This is a genomic window from Paraneptunicella aestuarii (genome assembly GCF_019900845.1).
Taxonomy (GTDB): domain Bacteria; phylum Pseudomonadota; class Gammaproteobacteria; order Enterobacterales; family Alteromonadaceae; genus Paraneptunicella; species Paraneptunicella aestuarii.
The window spans coordinates 1,712,802-1,731,837 of sequence record NZ_CP074570.1; the positions used below are offsets into that span (position 1 = coordinate 1,712,802).

At 44.6% G+C, this 19,036-nt stretch carries 16 protein-coding genes; 10 read left to right on the forward strand and 6 right to left on the reverse strand.

The window, feature by feature from the left end; translation table 11 throughout:
* Window positions 1–111: 111 nt before the first annotated feature.
* Both KIH87_RS07130 and KIH87_RS07135 read right to left on the reverse strand, forming a co-directional pair.
* Window positions 112–1,389, reverse strand: coding sequence for an HlyC/CorC family transporter (locus tag KIH87_RS07130; RefSeq protein WP_232360842.1), 1,278 nt, complete (start codon window positions 1,387–1,389; stop codon window positions 112–114).
* Between the two features lie 131 nt (window positions 1,390–1,520).
* Window positions 1,521–2,318, reverse strand: coding sequence for a cytochrome C assembly family protein (locus tag KIH87_RS07135; RefSeq protein WP_232360843.1), 798 nt, complete (start codon window positions 2,316–2,318; stop codon window positions 1,521–1,523).
* Window positions 2,319–2,586: 268 nt separating this feature from the next.
* Here KIH87_RS07135 and ffh point away from each other — a divergent pair, with 268 nt between their 5' ends.
* The 7 genes from ffh to KIH87_RS07170 all read left to right on the forward strand — a co-directional run bounded on the left by ffh (window position 2,587) and on the right by KIH87_RS07170 (window position 9,059).
* A complete protein-coding gene (gene ffh / locus KIH87_RS07140; protein ID WP_232361443.1) occupies window positions 2,587–3,972 on the forward strand; it encodes a signal recognition particle protein in 1,386 nt (461 codons plus the stop codon).
* Between the two features lie 292 nt (window positions 3,973–4,264).
* Window positions 4,265–4,516 carry a 30S ribosomal protein S16 gene (gene rpsP, locus KIH87_RS07145; RefSeq protein ID WP_232360844.1) on the forward strand — a complete coding sequence of 84 codons (252 nt, stop codon included), beginning with the start codon at window positions 4,265–4,267 and terminating at the stop codon, window positions 4,514–4,516.
* Between the two features lie 23 nt (window positions 4,517–4,539).
* Window positions 4,540–5,070: a ribosome maturation factor RimM gene (gene rimM, locus KIH87_RS07150; RefSeq protein ID WP_232360845.1), complete on the forward strand. Its 531-nt coding sequence runs from the start codon at window positions 4,540–4,542 to the stop codon at window positions 5,068–5,070.
* Window positions 5,070–5,834 carry a tRNA (guanosine(37)-N1)-methyltransferase TrmD gene (trmD, locus tag KIH87_RS07155; protein ID WP_232360846.1) on the forward strand — a complete coding sequence of 255 codons (765 nt, stop codon included), beginning with the start codon at window positions 5,070–5,072 and terminating at the stop codon, window positions 5,832–5,834. Before rimM ends, trmD begins: the two co-directional genes overlap by 1 nt.
* An 18-nt stretch (window positions 5,835–5,852) precedes the next feature.
* Window positions 5,853–6,212 (forward strand): 50S ribosomal protein L19, encoded by a 360-nt coding sequence (gene rplS / locus KIH87_RS07160; RefSeq protein ID WP_232360847.1) that lies wholly within the window; start codon window positions 5,853–5,855, stop codon window positions 6,210–6,212.
* Window positions 6,213–6,896: 684 nt separating this feature from the next.
* Entirely contained in the window at window positions 6,897–7,325 is a 429-nt protein-coding gene (locus KIH87_RS07165) for an MAPEG family protein (protein ID WP_232360848.1), read from the forward strand.
* A 201-nt stretch (window positions 7,326–7,526) separates the two neighbouring features.
* On the forward strand, window positions 7,527–9,059 hold the full coding sequence (locus KIH87_RS07170) for an AbgT family transporter (protein WP_232360849.1): 1,533 nt from the start codon (window positions 7,527–7,529) through the stop codon (window positions 9,057–9,059).
* Window positions 9,060–9,065: 6 nt separating this feature from the next.
* On the opposite strand, the gene KIH87_RS07175 is transcribed toward KIH87_RS07170, so the two are convergent.
* The gene (locus KIH87_RS07175; RefSeq protein WP_232360850.1) at window positions 9,066–10,466 is read right to left on the reverse strand and encodes an aminotransferase-like domain-containing protein; all 1,401 of its coding nucleotides are present in this window, start codon (window positions 10,464–10,466) and stop codon (window positions 9,066–9,068) included.
* A 160-nt stretch (window positions 10,467–10,626) separates the two neighbouring features.
* Here KIH87_RS07175 and KIH87_RS07180 point away from each other — a divergent pair, with 160 nt between their 5' ends.
* The 3 genes from KIH87_RS07180 (at window position 10,627) to tyrA (ending at window position 14,219) form a co-directional block, all read left to right on the forward strand.
* A complete protein-coding gene (locus tag KIH87_RS07180) occupies window positions 10,627–11,541 on the forward strand; it encodes an EamA family transporter (RefSeq protein WP_232360851.1) in 915 nt (304 codons plus the stop codon).
* A gap of 407 nt (window positions 11,542–11,948) precedes the next feature.
* Window positions 11,949–13,040 (forward strand): 3-deoxy-7-phosphoheptulonate synthase, encoded by a 1,092-nt coding sequence (locus KIH87_RS07185; RefSeq protein WP_232360852.1) that lies wholly within the window; start codon window positions 11,949–11,951, stop codon window positions 13,038–13,040.
* Between the two features lie 42 nt (window positions 13,041–13,082).
* Window positions 13,083–14,219 (forward strand): bifunctional chorismate mutase/prephenate dehydrogenase, encoded by a 1,137-nt coding sequence (tyrA, locus tag KIH87_RS07190; protein ID WP_232360853.1) that lies wholly within the window; start codon window positions 13,083–13,085, stop codon window positions 14,217–14,219.
* Between the two features lie 104 nt (window positions 14,220–14,323).
* Here the strand turns inward: tyrA and pheA are convergent, their stop codons facing one another.
* From pheA to KIH87_RS07205, 3 genes are all read right to left on the reverse strand, one after another.
* Window positions 14,324–15,502, reverse strand: coding sequence for a prephenate dehydratase (gene pheA / locus KIH87_RS07195; RefSeq protein WP_232360854.1), 1,179 nt, complete (start codon window positions 15,500–15,502; stop codon window positions 14,324–14,326).
* 178 nt (window positions 15,503–15,680) lie between these two features.
* On the reverse strand, window positions 15,681–18,080 hold the full coding sequence (locus KIH87_RS07200; RefSeq protein WP_232360855.1) for a penicillin acylase family protein: 2,400 nt from the start codon (window positions 18,078–18,080) through the stop codon (window positions 15,681–15,683).
* Between the two features lie 151 nt (window positions 18,081–18,231).
* Window positions 18,232–19,032, reverse strand: coding sequence for a response regulator (locus KIH87_RS07205; RefSeq protein WP_232360856.1), 801 nt, complete (start codon window positions 19,030–19,032; stop codon window positions 18,232–18,234).
* Between the last annotated feature and the right edge of the window lie 4 nt (window positions 19,033–19,036).

Here is a 19,036-nt window from a genome sequence, read left to right on the forward strand (position 1 = left end):
ATAGAATAAACTCTGTTTATAATCGTTCTGGCCTTTTTTGCTGTGTCTGTCACGCCTGCGATATCTGTATAAATCCTTCATCCCTGTTATACAACTCCTTCGTTACTGCTATTACTTTTTCGGCGCTTTATAAAACTCAGGAATGACTCTGACGGTTTTCACTATGTTGTCTTTCATTTCGACTATTTCGATAGGATAACCGGCGAGTCGGAAGCTGATCTTCTCTTGAGGAATATATTCAAGGTACTCAACAATAAGACCGTTAAGTGTTTTAGGGCCTTCGGTGGGAAGTTTCCACTTCATTTCCTTGTTAAGTTCCCGGATGTTTGTGGTTCCATCAACCAAAATACTGCCATCTTGCTGCTTGATAATGTCTTGGCTGAGTTCTTCTGGGACGTTAGTGGTGAAGTCACCCACGATTTCTTCCAGAATATCTTCAAGCGTTACCAAACCTTGAATGTCTCCGTATTCATCAACAACCAATCCAATGCGCTCTTTGGCTTTTTGGAAGTTCAATAACAGCATATTTAACGTAGTGGTTTCTGGCGTGTAATAGATCTCGCGTACGGCGCGTAACAAAGTAGCTTTGTTGAATTGATCCTTTGAGAGTAATCGCAACGCGTCACGCATATGAATAATGCCAACCGCATCGTCGATGGTGTCTCTATATAATAAAAGCCGAGTGTGCTGGGCATTAATTAACTGCTTTTGGATGATTTTCCAGTCATCGTTGATATCAATGCCGATAATCTCATTGCGCGGCACCATAATGTCCTCAGCCGTTACTTTCTCCAGATCCAGAACACCTACCAGCATTTCCTTGTGGCGCTTGGGCAGCATTTTGCCAGACTCGTAAACCGCAGTGCGTAATTCTTCTTTGCTTAGGCTGTGGCCTTCGTTGTCTCTGGCTTCAATTTTAAATAAAGAAAGAATGCCGTTGGTGACCAGATTTACTGAATAAACGAAGGGGTAGAATAGCTTCATTAATGGCATCAGGAATATTGACGCAGGAAACGCAATTTTCTCCGGATATAAGGCCGCCAATGTTTTCGGCGTAACTTCGGCGAAAATCAGAATAACGATGGTTAACAGGAATGTGGCGATAGCAATACCTACGTCGCCAAATAGTCGTAGACCAATAATGGTTGCAATGGCTGATGCGGCGATATTAACCAGGTTGTTACCGATAAGGATTAAGCCAATGAGGCGATCGGGTCGGGAAAGTAGTCTTTGAACGCGCTTGGCACTTTTCAATCCTTCTTTTTCGAGGTGTTTAAGTCGATAGCGGTTTATCGACATCATGCCTGTTTCAGAACTGGAAAAAAACGCAGAAAGTAAAACTAAAACGGCGAGTATTCCAAATAACGCGCCCGTCGATATATCGTCCAATTAATTGTTCCTATGCTAAAAACCAGTAGCAAATTTATGTTTAAACATGTGATGCTTCAAGTGTCGATGACGATTTTTTTTGTCGATACCTATAACTCTATGATTTATAGGTGAAAAACATTCTTAAAAACTTATCCTAGAATAATTTCTTTCACGATTCTGCTGCCGAAATAAGCAAGAGTCAGTAACACCGAACCTACAATGGTAGCGATCACTACGCCGCGTCCACGCCAGGCAAACTTGTGATGCGCTGTGAGAATACCGACATAAAGCATCCAGGCAATAATTGACAGGATTGTCTTGTGAGCCTGTTTTTGAGCAAACATATCTTCCAGAAAAACAAAACCGCTCAGTAATGACATGGATAACAAAACCGTGCCAATCCATAAAATTTTGAACAGCGTTTTTTCCACGCTCATCAATGAGGGTAGGGAGGAGTGCAGTAAGGAAGCCTGTTTATGCTTGAGACGATAATTAATGTAGCTGAATTGCAACGCGTACAGTAGGGCAATCATGAGGCCACCGTAAGCAAATAGGGCAAGGCTGATGTGTATTAATAAGCCGGGTTGAAGCTCAATATGCATTAAATGAGTAGCAGGGATCAGGGCGTTCATGGCGATAACAATCGCAGCGAAACCATAAACAACCGGCATCAGGAAAACATGAGTCATGCCAAAGGATATGATGGTCATGGATAAGGCCATCAACCAGGCAACAATCGACGCCACGTTGGTAATACTGAGATTTTGCCCCGAGCCTTGAATAATAATGTCATGGTGCAATATAAAGGCATGAGCCATGAGCGCGACAAGTGCAACATATCTTGATGTCTGGCTTTTTGGCCCGTCCTGATGGAACAGGCGTGACGAGATCAGCCCGGTTGCCACAAGGTATAGCAGGATGCAGATAAGGGTAAAAAGCCAAAACATGGTATTGCTTGTTCCAAAGCTGGGTTCATTTATTCGCGAAGTATAGCGGTTTGTGTTAGCAGGGACTAGGGGCTGTTACCGCAATAACAAAAGTTAATTCCGGGAAATCAGCCAGAATATCCGGGTTTCTGCTGTTCGGTGGTTTGAATATCAGCCCGGCAGTATTATACTCTGCGCCAATTAAATAAACTGTTCGGCACGCTCTGACGTTATGGCGTTACAGAATGTCGTGCCTGAAACTATCAGATACCTGAAAGGTTGTATCTACATGTTTGAGAATTTAACCGAACGCCTTGGACAAACGTTAAGAAACGTCACTGGTCGAGGTCGATTGACAGAAGACAATATTAAAGATGCCATGCGTGAAGTGCGCATGGCGTTGCTTGAAGCCGACGTTGCCTTGCCAGTTGTTAAGGAAGTGGTTGCCAACATTAAAGAGCAAGCACTTGGCGTTGAAGTCACTAAAAGCCTGAATCCTGGGCAGGTCTTCATCAAGATCGTTCAATCCCAACTCGAAAAGATTATGGGGGAAGTGAACGAAGGTTTGAATTTGGCAGCTCAACCGCCTGCGATTGTGTTGATGGCAGGTTTGCAAGGTGCGGGTAAAACAACCAGTGTTGCCAAGTTAGCGCGTTTTCTGCAAGAGCGTCAGAAAAAGAAAGTATTGTTGGTCAGTGCTGACGTATACCGCCCTGCTGCGATCAAGCAGTTGGAAACCTTGGCGAATGAGGTCAATGCTGGATTTTTCCCATCTTCGACGGATCAAAAGCCTGTCGATATCGCCAATGCGGCTATCGACCATGCGCGTAAGCAATTTTACGATGTTGTTATGGTGGATACTGCCGGTCGTTTAGCCATTGATGATGCGATGATGGCCGAAATTCAGGAAATCCATAAGGCTATTAAACCCATTGAAACCTTGTTTGTGGTTGATGCCATGACAGGTCAAGATGCGGCGAATACCGCTAAAGCCTTCAATGAAGCCTTGCCACTGACCGGTGTGATCCTGACCAAAACAGACGGTGATGCGCGTGGTGGTGCGGCGTTATCTGTTCGTCATATTACCGGTAAGCCAATCAAGTTCCTGGGTGTTGGCGAGAAAACCGAAGCGTTAGAGCCTTTCCATCCTGAGCGTGTGGCTTCCCGTATTTTGGGCATGGGCGATGTACTCAGTTTGATTGAAGAAGTTGAACGTAAAGTTGATAAAAGCAAAGCCGCCAAGCTTGCTCAAAAGGTGCAAAAAGGCAAAGGCTTTGATTTACAAGACTTTAAAGAGCAACTTGAGCAAATGCGTAATATGGGCGGCATGATGGGTATGTTGGACAAGCTTCCAGGTATGGGGGCGATGACCGACAAGATTAAAGATCAGGCTAATGAAAAGAGCTTTAATCAAATGGAAGCCATTATTAATTCCATGACCCCTGCCGAACGTGAACGCCCTGACATTATCAAAGGTTCGCGCAAGAAGCGTATTGCAGCCGGTTCTGGTACTCAAATTCAGGATGTGAATCGTCTGTTGAAGCAATTTACTCAAATGCAGAAGATGATGAAGAAAATGTCGGGTGGCGGCGCCAAGAAGATGATGCGCCAGATGCAAAGCATGATGCCTCCGGGCGGTTTACCCGGCGGTTTGGGTGGAATGTTCAGGAAGTAAGCCCACCTTTCCAATTTATCTTGCTAATAGAGTTCAGACGGCAAAGAGTAGACTTTTTGCCGTTGTGATATTCTGCTTTCAAACGCCAATAAAATGCTTTTGAAAATACTCAGTAAACCAGTCCCTGTATTAAAGTCCCAAAACAAAGATAATTACTTGCATTAACAGCAAAAATCCGTACAATTTCGCGGCCTTTTCTTGCGCCTGTCAGGTGTCGGGAAGGTAAAGTTAACATTAGCGTTAATGGGTAAGTTCACAAACCGAACTCACTAACAGCTAAATTGAGGCAATTATGGTAACTATTCGTTTACAACGTGGTGGCGCTAAAAAGCGTCCTTTTTATCAAGTGGTCGTGGCTGACAGCCGCTGTCCTCGTGATGGCCGATTCATTGAAAACATCGGCTTCTTTAACCCAACTGCGCGTGGTCTGGAAGAAAAAGTTCGTCTTGACCTTGAGCGTGTAGAACATTGGGTTAGTCACGGTGCAGCTATGTCTGACCGTGTTAAGCGTTTGGTAAAAGACGTTAAAAAAGCAGCAGCTTAATTCTGTTGCAGAGGTATAGAAGGATGGATAACTCAACAAATACAATTGTGGTCGGCAAAATTGGTGCACCTCATGGTATTCGTGGCTGGGTTCGAATCAATTCATATACCGAGGAATTGGAAGGTATTTTCAATTATTCGCCTTGGCTGATTTCAGTTCAGGGGGAAGTAAAGGAATACAAGGTAACAAGTTGGAAACTCCAAAATAAAAGTGTTGTTGCCAAGCTGGAAGGAATCGACTCTCGTAATGATATTGAGTTGTTAAAGAATGCCGATATTGAGGTTTCTGTTGAACAGCTTCCGGAATTACAGGATGACGATTACTACTGGCGTGATTTGATTGGCCTGAATGTGGTCACTGAATCTGGCTACGACATGGGCACCGTGGAACAATTATTTGAGACCGGTGCTAATGACGTCATGATGGTTAAGGCCAACATGAATGATGCTTACGGAGCGAAACAACGAATGATCCCCTACTTATATGATCAAGTGATCAAAAAGGTGGATCTGCAAGCTAAGTCCATCATTGTGGATTGGGATCCTGGCTTTTAATGACAACATCCAAATGGTTTGGGCTAGTCACGCTCTTTCCCGAGATGTTTCATGCGTTTACCGAGCAAGGAGTGACAGGGAGAGCAGTGCAGAGTGGTTTGTTACAAGTAGAGTGTATTAATCCTCGCGATTTCACTCACGACAAGCACCGCACTGTTGATGATCGCCCTTACGGCGGTGGTCCAGGGATGCTAATGATGGTGCAACCTTTAAGTGATGCCATTGAAGCAGCGAAACAGTCTGCACAAGGTAAAGCGAAAGTGATTTACATGTCGCCGCAGGGAAAACCCCTAACGCAACAGAAAGTGAAAGAGCTGGCTTTACTGGATTCTTTGGTGTTGGTTGCGGGCCGATATGAAGGCATTGATGAACGAGTGATTCAAAGCCACATCGACGAAGAAATCTCTATAGGGGATTACGTGTTGAGTGGTGGTGAACTTCCTGCGATGGTACTGATGGATGCGGTATCGAGATTGGTTCCAGGAGTACTGGGACATGCACAATCGGCAGACGAAGATTCATTTAATAATGGGCTGTTGGACTGCCCTCATTATACTCGTCCTGAAATATTGGATGGTGAGCCTGTACCGAAAGTGTTGCTTAGCGGCAATCATGAAAAAATTAGGCAGTGGCGTTTAAAACAATCGCTGGGAAGAACCTGGCTTAGACGTCCTGAATTGTTAAGTAATCTAGCTCTGACTGAGGAGCAAGAGCGCTTGTTGAAAGAATATCAACAAGAGCATTTGCAGCAAAATGACAGTTAACTAGGAATCGAGGTTAAGATGAGCAAAGTTAATCAAGACATCATCAAGCGTATCGAAGCAGAACAATTGAAATCTGATGTACCGGCATTTGGCCCTGGTGACACAGTTATTGTTCAAGTACGCGTTAAAGAAGGTGAAAAAGAGCGTCTTCAGGCTTATGAAGGCGTAGTTATTGCCAAGAAGAATCGCGGTCTACACTCAGCGTTCACAGTTCGTAAAATTTCTGGCGGTGAAGGCGTTGAGCGTGTATTCCAAACTCACAGTAAATCAGTTGCTTCAATTGAAGTGAAACGTCGTGGTGCTGTACGTCGTGCCAAGCTGTACTACTTGCGTGGTCGCACTGGTAAGGCTGCTCGTATCAAAGAGAAGTTGAACTAAGAAATTCCATTGCTGATGTTAACTTTAAAAAAGCCCGCGAAAGCGGGCTTTTTGCTGTTTGTTCTTATGCAATTAGTTTTGTTCCGTCTCGACATCTTCTAAATCATATATGCCACAATTTTGATGACTATTGTGATGTAGTTGTTTCTTGTCATTTCCTTGTTTGACACGTCCTTTGGACGCGCCAGTCACTTTTCTTGTCTCTGAACAAGAAAAGTAACCCAAAGAAATCAGCCCCAACGGTTAACTGATTCCTGTGCTTCTCGAATATTGAAAGCCGGTCTCACGGTGCATTCATGCACCGAGCAGCCCTAATTCATCATCCCTGATGAATTGCTCTCAATATTCTTGCGTTTTGCTCATTTAGTCAGGGAGTTAACCGAGGGGATTAGGCCATTCTTCAATCTTGATAATGCAGCAATTAGACAGTTACTAATTCCTGGCAATGCGAAAGAGACAAAAAATTGGAATAGCTCCTATTCAGGAATAGTAAAGTGGTATTAGCTATTCGAGTAGTATGAAAACAATCAAAACACTGTTTGCTTGTGTTTGTGATTAAGAGACATAGTTTAGAGTCACAACAATCCTGAAACATTTTTCTCTTGTCCCTTGTCTTCTTATTGCTTCTAAATAATGTATTCTGCTTGAAAATAATAAAAATCGCTTAGCTTTCAGGAGAATAAAATGGAGTCGAATATTGCTTTACTACAACCCGTGGTGTTGCTGGTGTTGTGGTCACTCATTATGTGGTTGTGGATGTATGCTACCCGCATTCCCGCTATCATTTCTGCCAAGATGAAACTGGATCCCAATGCCCCTTCGGGCTCTCAAATGGCGCAGCTACCTGCGAATGTGCGTTGGAAGGCCGACAATTATAACCATTTGATGGAACAACCCACCATTTTCTACGCCATCGTGTTGGCTTTGGTTTTTCTTGGTAATAACAGTGACTTAAGCATATATGCAGCTTGGGCTTACACTGTGTTACGCATTATCCATAGCTTGGTGCAAGTCACCATTAACAAAATTGAATTGCGATTTGCCATATTCGTTCTGTCGAACGTGCCTTTATTTGTACTAACCATCAATGCGGCGTTAAGAGTTTTTGCCTAAACCACTTACCTGTTACCTGTAGTGAACAGTCAAATGCAGTGAAGTTTGCAGACAATTGCCAGTAAACAGTTGTTATTTGACGCTAATCTGGCACACTTTTACGCTTTATTTTATTGGGTAAATGATTACCCTGATATCGCGATCTAACCTCAAATCCCGAATCGAGGTTATGTCAATAAAACAATAACAAGAAGAGGGTGTATGGCAAGTCAATCTTTTGTAACCCGTGCCTTGGATAAGGTCGAGAAGGTGGGTAACAAGCTCCCGGATCCTGCTGTGATGTTTTTGATCAGCTTGATCATCGTGTGGGTGTTATCTGCATTACTTTCAGGAGTGAGTTTTTCCTCACTTGATCCACGAACTGGAGAAGCTGTCGTTGTTAATAATTTGCTGACAGGCGCTTCTTTAGCTGATTTTCTATCAAGAATGGTCACAATCTTCACTGGTTTTGCGCCATTAGGTGTTGTGCTGGTGGCGATGCTGGGTGTTGGTGTCGCTGAGCATTCAGGTTTTATCAATGCTGGTTTGAAGCGTATGCTCGATTCAACGCCTAAAGCATTGCTAACCCCTTCTATTATTCTGGTGGCTTTGGTCAGCCATACAGCGACTGATGCCGGTTATGTACTGGTTATTCCTCTTGCAGGTGTGATCTTCTACGCCATGGGGCGTCATCCTCTGGCGGGTATTGCGGCGGCTTTTGCTGGGGTAAGTGGCGGATTCAGCGCTAACTTTATTCCATCGGCGATAGACCCATTATTGCAAAGCTTTACTCAAAGCGCGGCTCAAATTATTGATCCGGCTATTCAGGTCAATCCGTTGAATAACTGGTTCTTCAACTCTGCTTCAAGCATTTTGATCGTGTTGTTGGGTTGGTATCTCACTGACAAGGTGATCGAACCTCGCCTTCAAAACACCGAAATTGACGGCGATCCTGCTGAAATCCCTAAATTTGAAGAACTGAACGCTCAACAAACCAAAGCCTTGCGCGCAGCGACGGCTGTCATGGTTGGCGGTATTGTGGCCCTGGTCGCCATTCTTTGGCCTGCGGATTCTCCCATGCGTGCTGCCAATGGTGAGCTAACCTCTTTTGCTGCACCTGTTATGCGCTCAATCGTGCCTTTGATATTTTTGCTGTTCTTATTGCCGGGCGTTGTTTATGGCTATATTGCAGGAACCTTTAAAACCACCAGAGACGTTATCGGTAGCATGACCAAAGCCATGGAAAGCATGGCCTATTATGTGGTCATGGCCTTCTTCTGCGCCTTGTTTATTGATGCTTTCAGCAAATCCAATTTGGGAGCATTGTTGGCAATTGAAGGGGCTCAGGTGTTGAAAGCCATGAACCTGCCCAGCATGGTGACAATCGTTGGATTAATCTTCTTAACTGCATTTGTGAACCTGTTTGTGGGCTCATCGTCTGCGAAATGGGCACTATTGGGGCCGATATTCGTACCTATGTTGATGCAATTGAACATTTCTCCTGATTTAACTCAAGCTGCTTATCGTTTGGGGGATTCCTCTTCCAATATTATTACCCCATTAATGCCTTATTTCCCATTAGTGGTGGTGTATTGCCAGCGTTATGTGAAATCTACCGGCATTGGTACTTTGTTATCACTTATGTTGCCGTACTGCATCACTATTATTCTGGCGTGGACAGCCTTCTTGCTGCTTTATTGGGGCTTGGGTTTCCCTCTAGGTATTCAGTCCAGCTACATTTATCCAGCAGGGTAAGTGGTGTTAGCAAGCTGTGTGATTTCTGATGAGTTCACACAGCTTGTTTAATTTCTCTCTAATTTTGTCATCTAAAGGCCATCCGGCGTTAATTCTTAAGCAATCCTGATACAGCGAAAGCGTGGTAAATGACGCACCAATCCTGATATCCAGATCATTTTCCTGCGCGGCTTTTTGTAGCTTTTTGCAGTGCAAACCGGGTATTTGCAACCACAGCACTGTGCCGCCTTGGGGCGAACTAATAGCCGCGTTTTCCGGGAGTTGTTGACGCAGCAAGGCAATATACTCCTGAACATTTAAGGTTAAAAAGGTGCGTAGCTTGTTTAAGTGCTGTTGATACTGCCCTGTGTTGATGAAGTCAGCCAAGCCCACTTGCACTGGCGTATTCAAACCTAGTTGGCTTACTGCGACTCTTTTGATCATGGCATCTTTGTAGATACCAGGAATACACCAGCCAACCCTAAACCCTGGCGAGAGTGTTTTCGATACCGATGAACACCACAATATATAGCCACCTTTGTCCCAATATTTGGCAGGTAAAGGCATATTCTTACTATGAGAAAGCTCAATATAAACATCATCTTCAATCACTGGAAATTGATGCTTGTTAGCCAGTTCAGCCAATGCCTGTTTTTGCTCTTGAGACAGGCTCATGCCCTGCGGATTCATGTGCGATGTGCTAAATAATCCCGCTTGAGCATTGCCTTGTAGAATATGTTTTTCCAACTGAGTTAGATCGATGCCTTCAGAGGTGCAGGGGAGTTCTATGACTTTTCTGTCCATCAGTGCTAACAGTTCCAATAAGCCACTAAAACAGGGGGAACTGATAGCCACGCTATCGCCCGGTTTTGTGGTGGCTTCCAGCGCGAATTGAATAGCATTGATACAACCATTGGTGATCACCAGATCATTCGCGAGGATTGGGAACCCGTGCGAGCTAAAATGCCTGGAAAGGACTTCGCGTAAGCGTTGGTTGCCTTGTGTTTCCGGGTATTCATGTAGTGCTTCGGCGAAGTTGCTAATGCTGCGTTTCAGGCTGCGCTGTAACATTAATGTTGGCATCAGTTCAGGCGCAATGCGGGATATGCCTAAAGGGCCAGATTGGCGAAATTCCTGATAGCAGCTTCCTGAATAATCATTGGCTGACAGGCTTTTTATCTGACTTTGAAACTGTGGTGTTTCGGGTGTGCTTTGATCCGATAATGGGCGAGAAATGTAAAAACCGGACTGCGGTTTGGCAACAATCCAGCCCAATTCTTCCAACAGATGATAACTGTTTAGCATGGTTGTCATACTGACATTTTGCAGTTTGGCCATATGTCGTAGAGACGGCATTTTTGCACCAATATGCAGCTTACTGCTACGAATGTCTTGAATAATGTGCTCAGCGATCTCTTTATAGCGCATGCTTTGCGGTTTCCGTATCTGGATGAATTAATGCATTGGCTAATGCAACTTTTTCAAACTGTATACTAAATAAATTAAAAAATTGATACTGTTATTTGTTTTGTGAACCTTTCATAGTGTGCCTCACGGTTTTGATAAATGTTGAACGCTTTGAGGATCTATGAAACTGCGAGATTTAATCATTGCTATTGCTTTGATGTGTTTATGGGGTTTGAACTTTTCGGTCATTAAGTTAGGAGCCGATCAAATTAACCCGGTGTTATTAACCGCTATGCGTTTTATTTTTGCGGTATTTCCAGCCATCTTTTTTATAGCTCGGCCTAATGTCTCCCTAAAATATTTAGTCGCTTATGGTTTGAGCTTTGGTGTTGGCGTGTGGGGTATGATGACCTGGTCTATCACCTTGGGGCTTTCTGCCGGAATGGCTGGCGTGCTGTTGCAATTGAGTATGGTGTTTGGGTTGTTACTGGGTTGGCTTTATCTGAAAGAAACCATTCAGCCTCAGAAAAAGCTCGGCGCTATGTTAGCGCTTGCCGGGTTGGCGATGAGCTTTATGTTGCAGGATGGATCTGTGCCGCCGAGCGCTTTGATTTTCGCACTTATTGCCGGGTTTAGCTGGAGCCTGACGGCATTGATAGTGAAACTCTCTAAAACTACACAAGTCTTTGCTTTTAGTGTCTGGGGAATGTTGTTTGCGCCTGTTCCATTGTTATTTCTGGCCTGGGTTAGCCACGGTAGTGAAGTATTTATTCAATTACCGCAACAAATGAATGGCACGGTCTGGTTTTCTATTTTGTTTCAGGCTTACCCAACCACATTATTAGGGTACTGGATCTGGAATAAAATGGTGTTGAAGTATCCATTGTCGACCACTTCTTTGTTAACTACCTTGGTGCCTGTATTTGGTATTTTAGGCAGTGTTGTTTTTTATGATGAGCAATTGGGCGCAACAAAGCTGGTCGCTTGTTTGTTGATCCTGTCCGGGCTTTTGGTTAGTCAGATACAGTGGTCTCAACTGGCAGCAATATTACGTGTAAAAAACAGACTGCGTAAAAGAGCGACAACCTCCTCCTGATTACGAATATTCTATTCCGCCTTTTATCGTCATCATTGACTCTGGTTTAATTTGTGTCCATTAAACCTGTCATGATGACGATATTTCAACATATTGAATTTATTAACCTTTTCTAAAAATCTCAAAATAACGCTTGTTAAAAGGAACGTGCAATGTTAGAAAGTCAAGCCTAGGCGCTTACATTGTGCTGGAAAGAAATTGTTTTTAGTATCGTTTACTTTACAACTTGCTTTGCAAGAAAGAGGCTTGAGTAAAATGAAACCTTGCGAACTCCTTCGCTACCCTCCTTATTATTATCACTATTATTGGTGATATTAGCTTTTAGGTAATGCCACATTACCACTCGCCGTCAGGCACCCACTTTTCCCAAAATTTAAACTGAATATTTAACTGAATTAGGTTACACAATGAATATGGCGCACGTAGATAATGTCCACATCTCCTCAGAGAATGTATTAGTTACTCCTTTGCAATTGCAGGAAGAGCTTCCAGTTAGTGATAAGGCATTGGAAAAGATCGAAGAATCCAGAAAGATCATTTCCGATATTATTCATCGCCGCGATCACCGTTTGTTAGTGGTTTCCGGCCCTTGCTCCATTCACGATATTGAGGCTGCAAAAGAATATGCGCTGAAATTGAAAGAGTTGCATGAAGTCTGTAAAGACACTTTGTTCATTGTGATGAGAGTGTATTTTGAAAAGCCAAGAACAACGGTGGGTTGGAAAGGGTTGATTAATGATCCCAATATCGACGGTAGTTTCGATATTGAAAGCGGCTTGCGTAAAGCGCGTGAATTGTTGATTTGGTTGGCGGAGCTTGAACTGCCTGTTGCAACAGAAGCGCTGGATCCGATCAGCCCTCAGTATCTGGCAGAGTTTTTCAGTTGGTCTGCCATTGGAGCACGTACCTCTGAGTCTCAAACTCACCGTGAAATGGCCAGTGGTTTGTCGATGCCGGTTGGTTTTAAAAACGGCACTGATGGCAGCTTGGATATCGCGATTAATGCATTACGCTCTGCTGCGTCGCCACATAGTTTTATGGGCATTAACAAGCAGGGGCAGGTGAGTATTATTAACACTCAGGGGAACGGAGATGGGCATATTATTCTGCGTGGTGGAAAACAGCCAAATTATGACTCTGTGTGCGTGTCTGACTGCGAAGAGATTTTAAATGAAAACAAGTTGTCGGCAGGTTTGGTAATTGATTGTAGCCATGCTAATTCCTCCAGAGATTATCGCCGTCAGGTTCCAGTGGCCATGAACGTGATTAACCAGATCCTGGAAGGTAATCAGTCGATTATCGGGATCATGTTGGAAAGTCATTTGAAAGAAGGTAGTCAATCAAGCACCAATAAGTCTAAAGATGAGCTGGAATATGGGGTGTCGATTACTGATGCTTGTATTAATTGGAAAACAACGTCCGATTTATTGCATCAAGCGCGCGAGAAATTGATTACAGTATTGCCTATGCGTTTGAATAAGCGTAATCAGGCGCTTTAATTAAATAATTGAAGAAACGCCCGAGTCACCGAGAGGAAGAGAATGACCGATATTTCACTGGATGCATTACGTCAACAAATCGACCAACTGGATAGCCAGTTGGTTGAGTTGCTGGCAAAACGCTCGCAGCTAACACAGCAAGTGGGAAAATATAAAAGTCAGGTAGGGCTACCGATTTATGTTCCTAGCCGTGAAGCGGAATTGCTGGCTAAGCGACGTCAACAGGCGGAAGACAAAGGCGTTTCAGCCGATTTAATTGAAGATGTATTGCGACGGATAATCCGCGAATCGTATCAAACTCAGAACAACAGCTATTTGTGCGCTAATCCTGACGCTGGTCGAGTGGTTATTATCGGTGGTGGCGGTGCTTTGGGTAGCCTGTTTGTGAGTATGTTTGGTCGTAGTGGATATCAGGTCGACGTGATTGAACAGGACGATTGGGATAGCGCATCAGAAAAATTCAAGCAGGCTGGACTTGTGCTGGTATCCGTTCCGATTCGAGTGACGCAACAGGTCATTAAACAGCTCTCAAACTTGCCTGAGCATTGTATTCTTGCCGATATCACCAGTGTGAAGTCAGAGCCTTTGCAAGCCATGATGAAGGCGCACAAAGGCCCGGTTGTAGGCTTGCACCCAATGTTTGGCCCCGGCATTAAAAGCTTTGCCAAACAAGTTGTGGTGGCCTGTGAAGGTCGCAAGCCTGAAGAGTATCAGTGGCTGCTTGAGCAGATTAAGATTTGGGGAGCCGCAGTATTTTACACCGAAGCACAGCAGCATGACGATGCCATGGCGTTTATTCAGGTAATGCGCCATTTCAGCAGCTTTGTGTATGGCGCTCATTTGGCAGAAGAAGATCCGGATTTGGATTTACTGGTGTCGCTCAGCTCACCCATTTATCGACTGGAATTGGCAATGGTAGGGCGCTTGTTTGCTCAGGATCCGGTTCTGTACGCAGACATTATCTTTTCCAATCAGAAAAGCATTGGCTTATTAAAGCGCTTTAGAGAGCGTTTAGACAAGTACCTGAAACTGGTTGAATCCGGCAACAAAGAAGGCTTTATTGAACAGTTTAGAGATATTGCCACCTGGTTTGGCGACTATTCAAAACAGTGTTTACAGGATAGCGAGAAGTTATTGCTTAAAGCGGATGACGATCGAACGTTAAGTACCGGGATTTGATTTATCAGAAACAGTTTAATTAGCTGTAATACTTAATTAGCTGTAATACTTAGAAAAGCAGGGAAGATTCCCTGCTTTCCTATATTTAACCCTTTATTCTTTACTTACTCTGATAATGCTTTAAACACAGGCACTTTGGTATGAGTAATGTCTTCTACCGGGTAGCAGCCTAATACTTTCAGGTATCGGGTAATGCCTTTTAGGTCTTCCAGGGCTTGTTGCATGGGGCCGTCCGAGGTATTGCCTTCAACATCCAGATAAAACATTTCTTCCCATGGGTTGCCGGTAATTGGGCGAGATTCCAGTTTGGTCATATTGATCTGGTTGTCTTTCAATACAATCAGGGCATCAACCAAGGCTCCCGGTTTTTGAATGGTGGACATCACCAGCGTGGTTTTCGCAGGAATTTGAATCGGCACTTTCACTGCCTTTCTGGAAACCACAATAAAGCGTGTATGGTTTTCCTGCTGGTTAGCTAAATCTTGCTTGATCGCGTTCAAGTTGTAGAAGTTGCCGCCTTCGATGCTGCCGATAGCTGCGATGTCGTCTCGTTCTGATTCGCTGACCAACTGCATTGCCGCAGAGGTGCTATCGCATGGGACTTTCTTCACATCATCAAGAGAGTCAATAAATACGCGACATTGCATCAAGGCTTGTGGGTGACCATAAACCTGTTTGATATTGCTGATGTCTTTTTGATTTTTAGTGAGCAGTGCATGCTTCACGGGTTGAGTGATCTCACCCACAATGGAAAGACTGGTGTGCTGCAACAAGTCATAGACTTCGTTAATACTGCCCGATGTTGTATTTTCTATCGGTAGCACCGCATAGTCTGCTTCATTGCTTTCTACTTTCTCCAGAACCGCTTTGAAGGTTTTGAATCCCATTTCATGCAGCTCGCCTGGACGTCGAGCAAAATAGCGTTGTGTTGCCAGATAACTATAGCTGCCGGGGTTGCCCAGAAAGGCGACACGATTAAGCGGCTGGCTGTGCTCCGGGTTCGCGCGCTCTGCCAACAACGCTTGTTGATTGAGTACCGAATTCTCAATGATTACGTGAAAGATATTGGTGACGTAGTGAGGATCCAGCCCCAATTTACTGCCTTGTTTTACCAATGAAACCAACAACTGTTCTTCGCGTTTAGGGTCTCGCACATCTTTATGAGTCGCGATTTTGGTTTCGGCTACCTGTTGGGTAAATCGCAGACGTTCTGCCAACAAAGATAAGAGTTTCGCATCAGTGTCAGAGATTTTCTCTCTCAATTCATCGAGGTTGATGGTCATGTGTCTGCCTAATATTCCAATTTACAAAAAAAAACCTCCCGGTTGGGAGGTTTCGTAACTTTCGCTCAAGCGCTAGCCTCCCGCATCAGGATGGACTAAAAATGAGAAAAATCGCGCTTACAGTTTTCATATCCCGAAAGTAAAGCTTGAGCTGCGTTCTGTCAACATCAATACCGGCCTAATTTGGCATTAATGTTAATTCGTAGCGAGTTTCACCCGGTAATAAAGGTGTGGCTCTGCCTTTTAACCACTCTTCGTGTCCTTTACCAAAATAAGGCAATAAAGGATGCGCGGCCTGACTTGATGGCATATGCAAGATCCCTTTGTCTTCATGCCCAGGAGCGACAACAATGCGTTGCGATGCGCCAAAGTCACGTCCTCCCACTCTGGGCATCAATGTATCGCCTGCTTGTGGCTCATGAGGCATGTCGGTTAACAACCCCAGAAACGGCACGTAAGGGCTCATTGGGTGCTTAATGGCTACGGCATTGAACTCACCCCAGGTTAGGGTTTTCCAGTCACCAAAGTCTTTGTTCAATTCATCCAGAGATTCGTTTAATGCTTGCACCAGCAATTTGTCCCAAGAGGTATAGCGAGTGGGAAGCAAGTGCTCGGGCTGTTCAGTAATCATCGCCCACATCGGTTCCTCAACGTATTTACGCACTGAATTGAAGTTAAAGTGTTTATCCATGCTGGAAAGCTGGCTGACTAAATCAGCAAACAACAGATTACGTACTTTCAAGCGGAACTGACGAACAAGCAGATAACCCTGATCTTCTTCGCTGGCGCGCGCCGACCAGTTTTGTAACGCTTTCGTTAGTGCTGCCTGATCTGGATGATTAGAGCTCGGTACGACCTGTTCCAGTAAGAGTTTATGCCAGCGTGTCAGGAAGACAGCACGATCATCTAACTGAATATCCAGCAGATCCTGTTCCGAGAATTGTTCCTTGGCGAACAGGTCATCGCGAATTTGCTTCGCTCTTGCGCCCAATGCATAGCCGCCATTGCCGATTTTGTCGAACATCTCGCCACCCACAACGCGAGAATTGGCTGTCCAGATACGTTGCTGTGCCGGGTTATACACTTTTGGGTATTGATCGTGTGGCAAGTAACCCGACCAACCTTGAGTACCATCGCTCCAATCGCTGATATAGCTACCATCAAATCCGTAACGAACCGGAATGATACTGGTGATAATCCAGCCAATGTTGCCGTCTTTGTCTGCAGTAACCAGATTCTGATTGGGCATTCCCAGAGTCGGGCCAATACTTAAAGCTTCTTCCACCGAGCTTGCTTTTTCCATGTTTAAAAAGTTCAGATTGGTGGCAATCTCATCATGGGCTGTCCAGCGATAAGCCAGCAGATTACCATCACCATCTTCGCCAATAACCGGCCCCCAAATGGTCTCTTTAATTTCATATTGCTCGGGTTGTTTTTTGGCTACCTGAATCGTCTCATTGGCTAAATCAAAGGCTTTGAAGCCTTCAGGAGTCAGGTATTTATCGCCTTTGTCATTCACGGTTAAGCGAATGACATCGCTCCAGTCGCCATAACTATTGGTGAAGCCCCAAGCAACTTTGGTATTACTTCCAACAACCAAGGTTGGTGCGCCGGGCAGGGTTAAACCTACAACCTGATGTGGTTCACCATTCTCCTGCCATTTCATATGGGCGCGAAACCAGATGTTCGGAACACGAATACCCAAATGCATATCATCAGCCAGCATACCGCTGGTGTATTGGGTTAAAGCTCCAGATATCGCCCAGTTGTTACTGCCCGGGCTGAGGTCTTCTGGCTGCATGTCTTGATAGGCTGTTTCTTGTGATGTTTTTTCATGAGAAATGGCTGCCAGCTCAGTGCTTTGTTCAAGTGTTGGCCAGGTATTTTGTGGTATAGGAGAAGCTTCGCCTACCGAACCATCAATGGGGGCATCCCATTGTCCACCTTTGGGATGAACGAAGGCAAACAGGTCTTCGGGTAGTGCATCTCTCATTAAGGTCAAGGAACGTTCTGTTCTGCCATCATGTTCCTGTAAATCCAAATACATGCTGTAAACGGCTAGCAGTGAATCTTCGTCTTTCCATTGAACGGGTGACTTTCCTAACAGGCCATATTCCATCGGCGCGGATGATAGCTGGTTTAAACCTGCGTTAACGCCTTCGGTATACGCTTGAAATATCGCCAAATGTTCTGCTGGCATTCGTTGTACGCCTCGTTGGGCGCGCATTCTAAATCGGTGTGTACGGATTTTTTTGTCGTAGGAGAGGGCGGCATCGCCAAACAGCTCTGACAACTCACCCGCTGAATTGCGGCGCAACAGATCCATTTGATAAAAACGTTCCTGGCCGTGAATAAAACCTGTTGCTCTGGCTAAATCTATTCGGCTTTGAGCGGTAATGGTGGGAATGCCGTTGGCGTCTCGTTGCACTGTGACTGTGGCTGATAAGCCTGGAAGCGCCAAGCTGCCTTCCAGCATGGGTTTACTTTGTGATAACCAAAAATAACCTGTACTGACGGCTATCACCCCGACTGCGACTGTACCAATAGCCAAGCGTTTTACGATCTTGCTTTTTGACATGAAAAATCCTGAGAGAAGGAAATGACCAAATTCGCCAAACTAAAGGAATTTGCTTTATCTGGCAACATGTTGGCGAGAATTAGAGAGCCTTTAAAGGGAATAATAAAAGGAGCAGTAAGTTCTGCTCCTTCTCTAAAAGGGAATTGAGAGTTTAGTCACTCAGCAGTGCTGTTAGCATTCTGCGCACTTCCTGAGGCTCAAAAGGTTTGTCACACAAGGCATTGACCCCGGTTTGCTGAATGTTGCTCATGGTCGCGCTATTAGCCGCTTCCGAGGTAACCATAATAATAGGAATATGCGCGGTAGCAGGCGTAAAACGAATATATTCTGATAACTCGCGACCATCCATTTCAGGCATATTGTAGTCGGTTACGACCAACTCAAAAGGTTGATCTTTCAGCAGGGTTAAGGCGGCAGCACCATTTTCTGCTTCCTGAATTTTGGTTAGCCCCATATTTTCCAATACGCGGCGAATATGATTACGAGCCAGCTTGCTGTCATCAACAACCAATACGCGCACTTCTTTAATGTCGAACAATTCCAGCTCGACTTCTTCTTCGTTAATCAGGTCGAGAGAGGCTTTCAGAGCGCGCTGTAAATGCACTGGTTGAAAAGGTTTGGGCAAAATGGCAGCAATACCGGCCTGTTTGAATTCTTCCAGTTTGGATACTTTGGTTTCGCTGGAAACCAACATGAAAGGTGTAGAAGACATCTCAGGATCATTTTTGATGTGCTGTAATAGATCAAGTCCTGTACCGTCTTCAAAGTACATGGCACTTACCACCAAATCAGCCCCATGGCTTCTTAGCGCGGTTTTTGCGTCAGCAACATTGGATACCACATCAATTTCACCCACATTTTCTTTCAGCAACAGAGTGCTAATGATTTTACGTTGCGTGTCGGAAGGCTCGACTAACAGGATATTAAGGTCTGAAAGAGTAACTGTTTCCATAGAT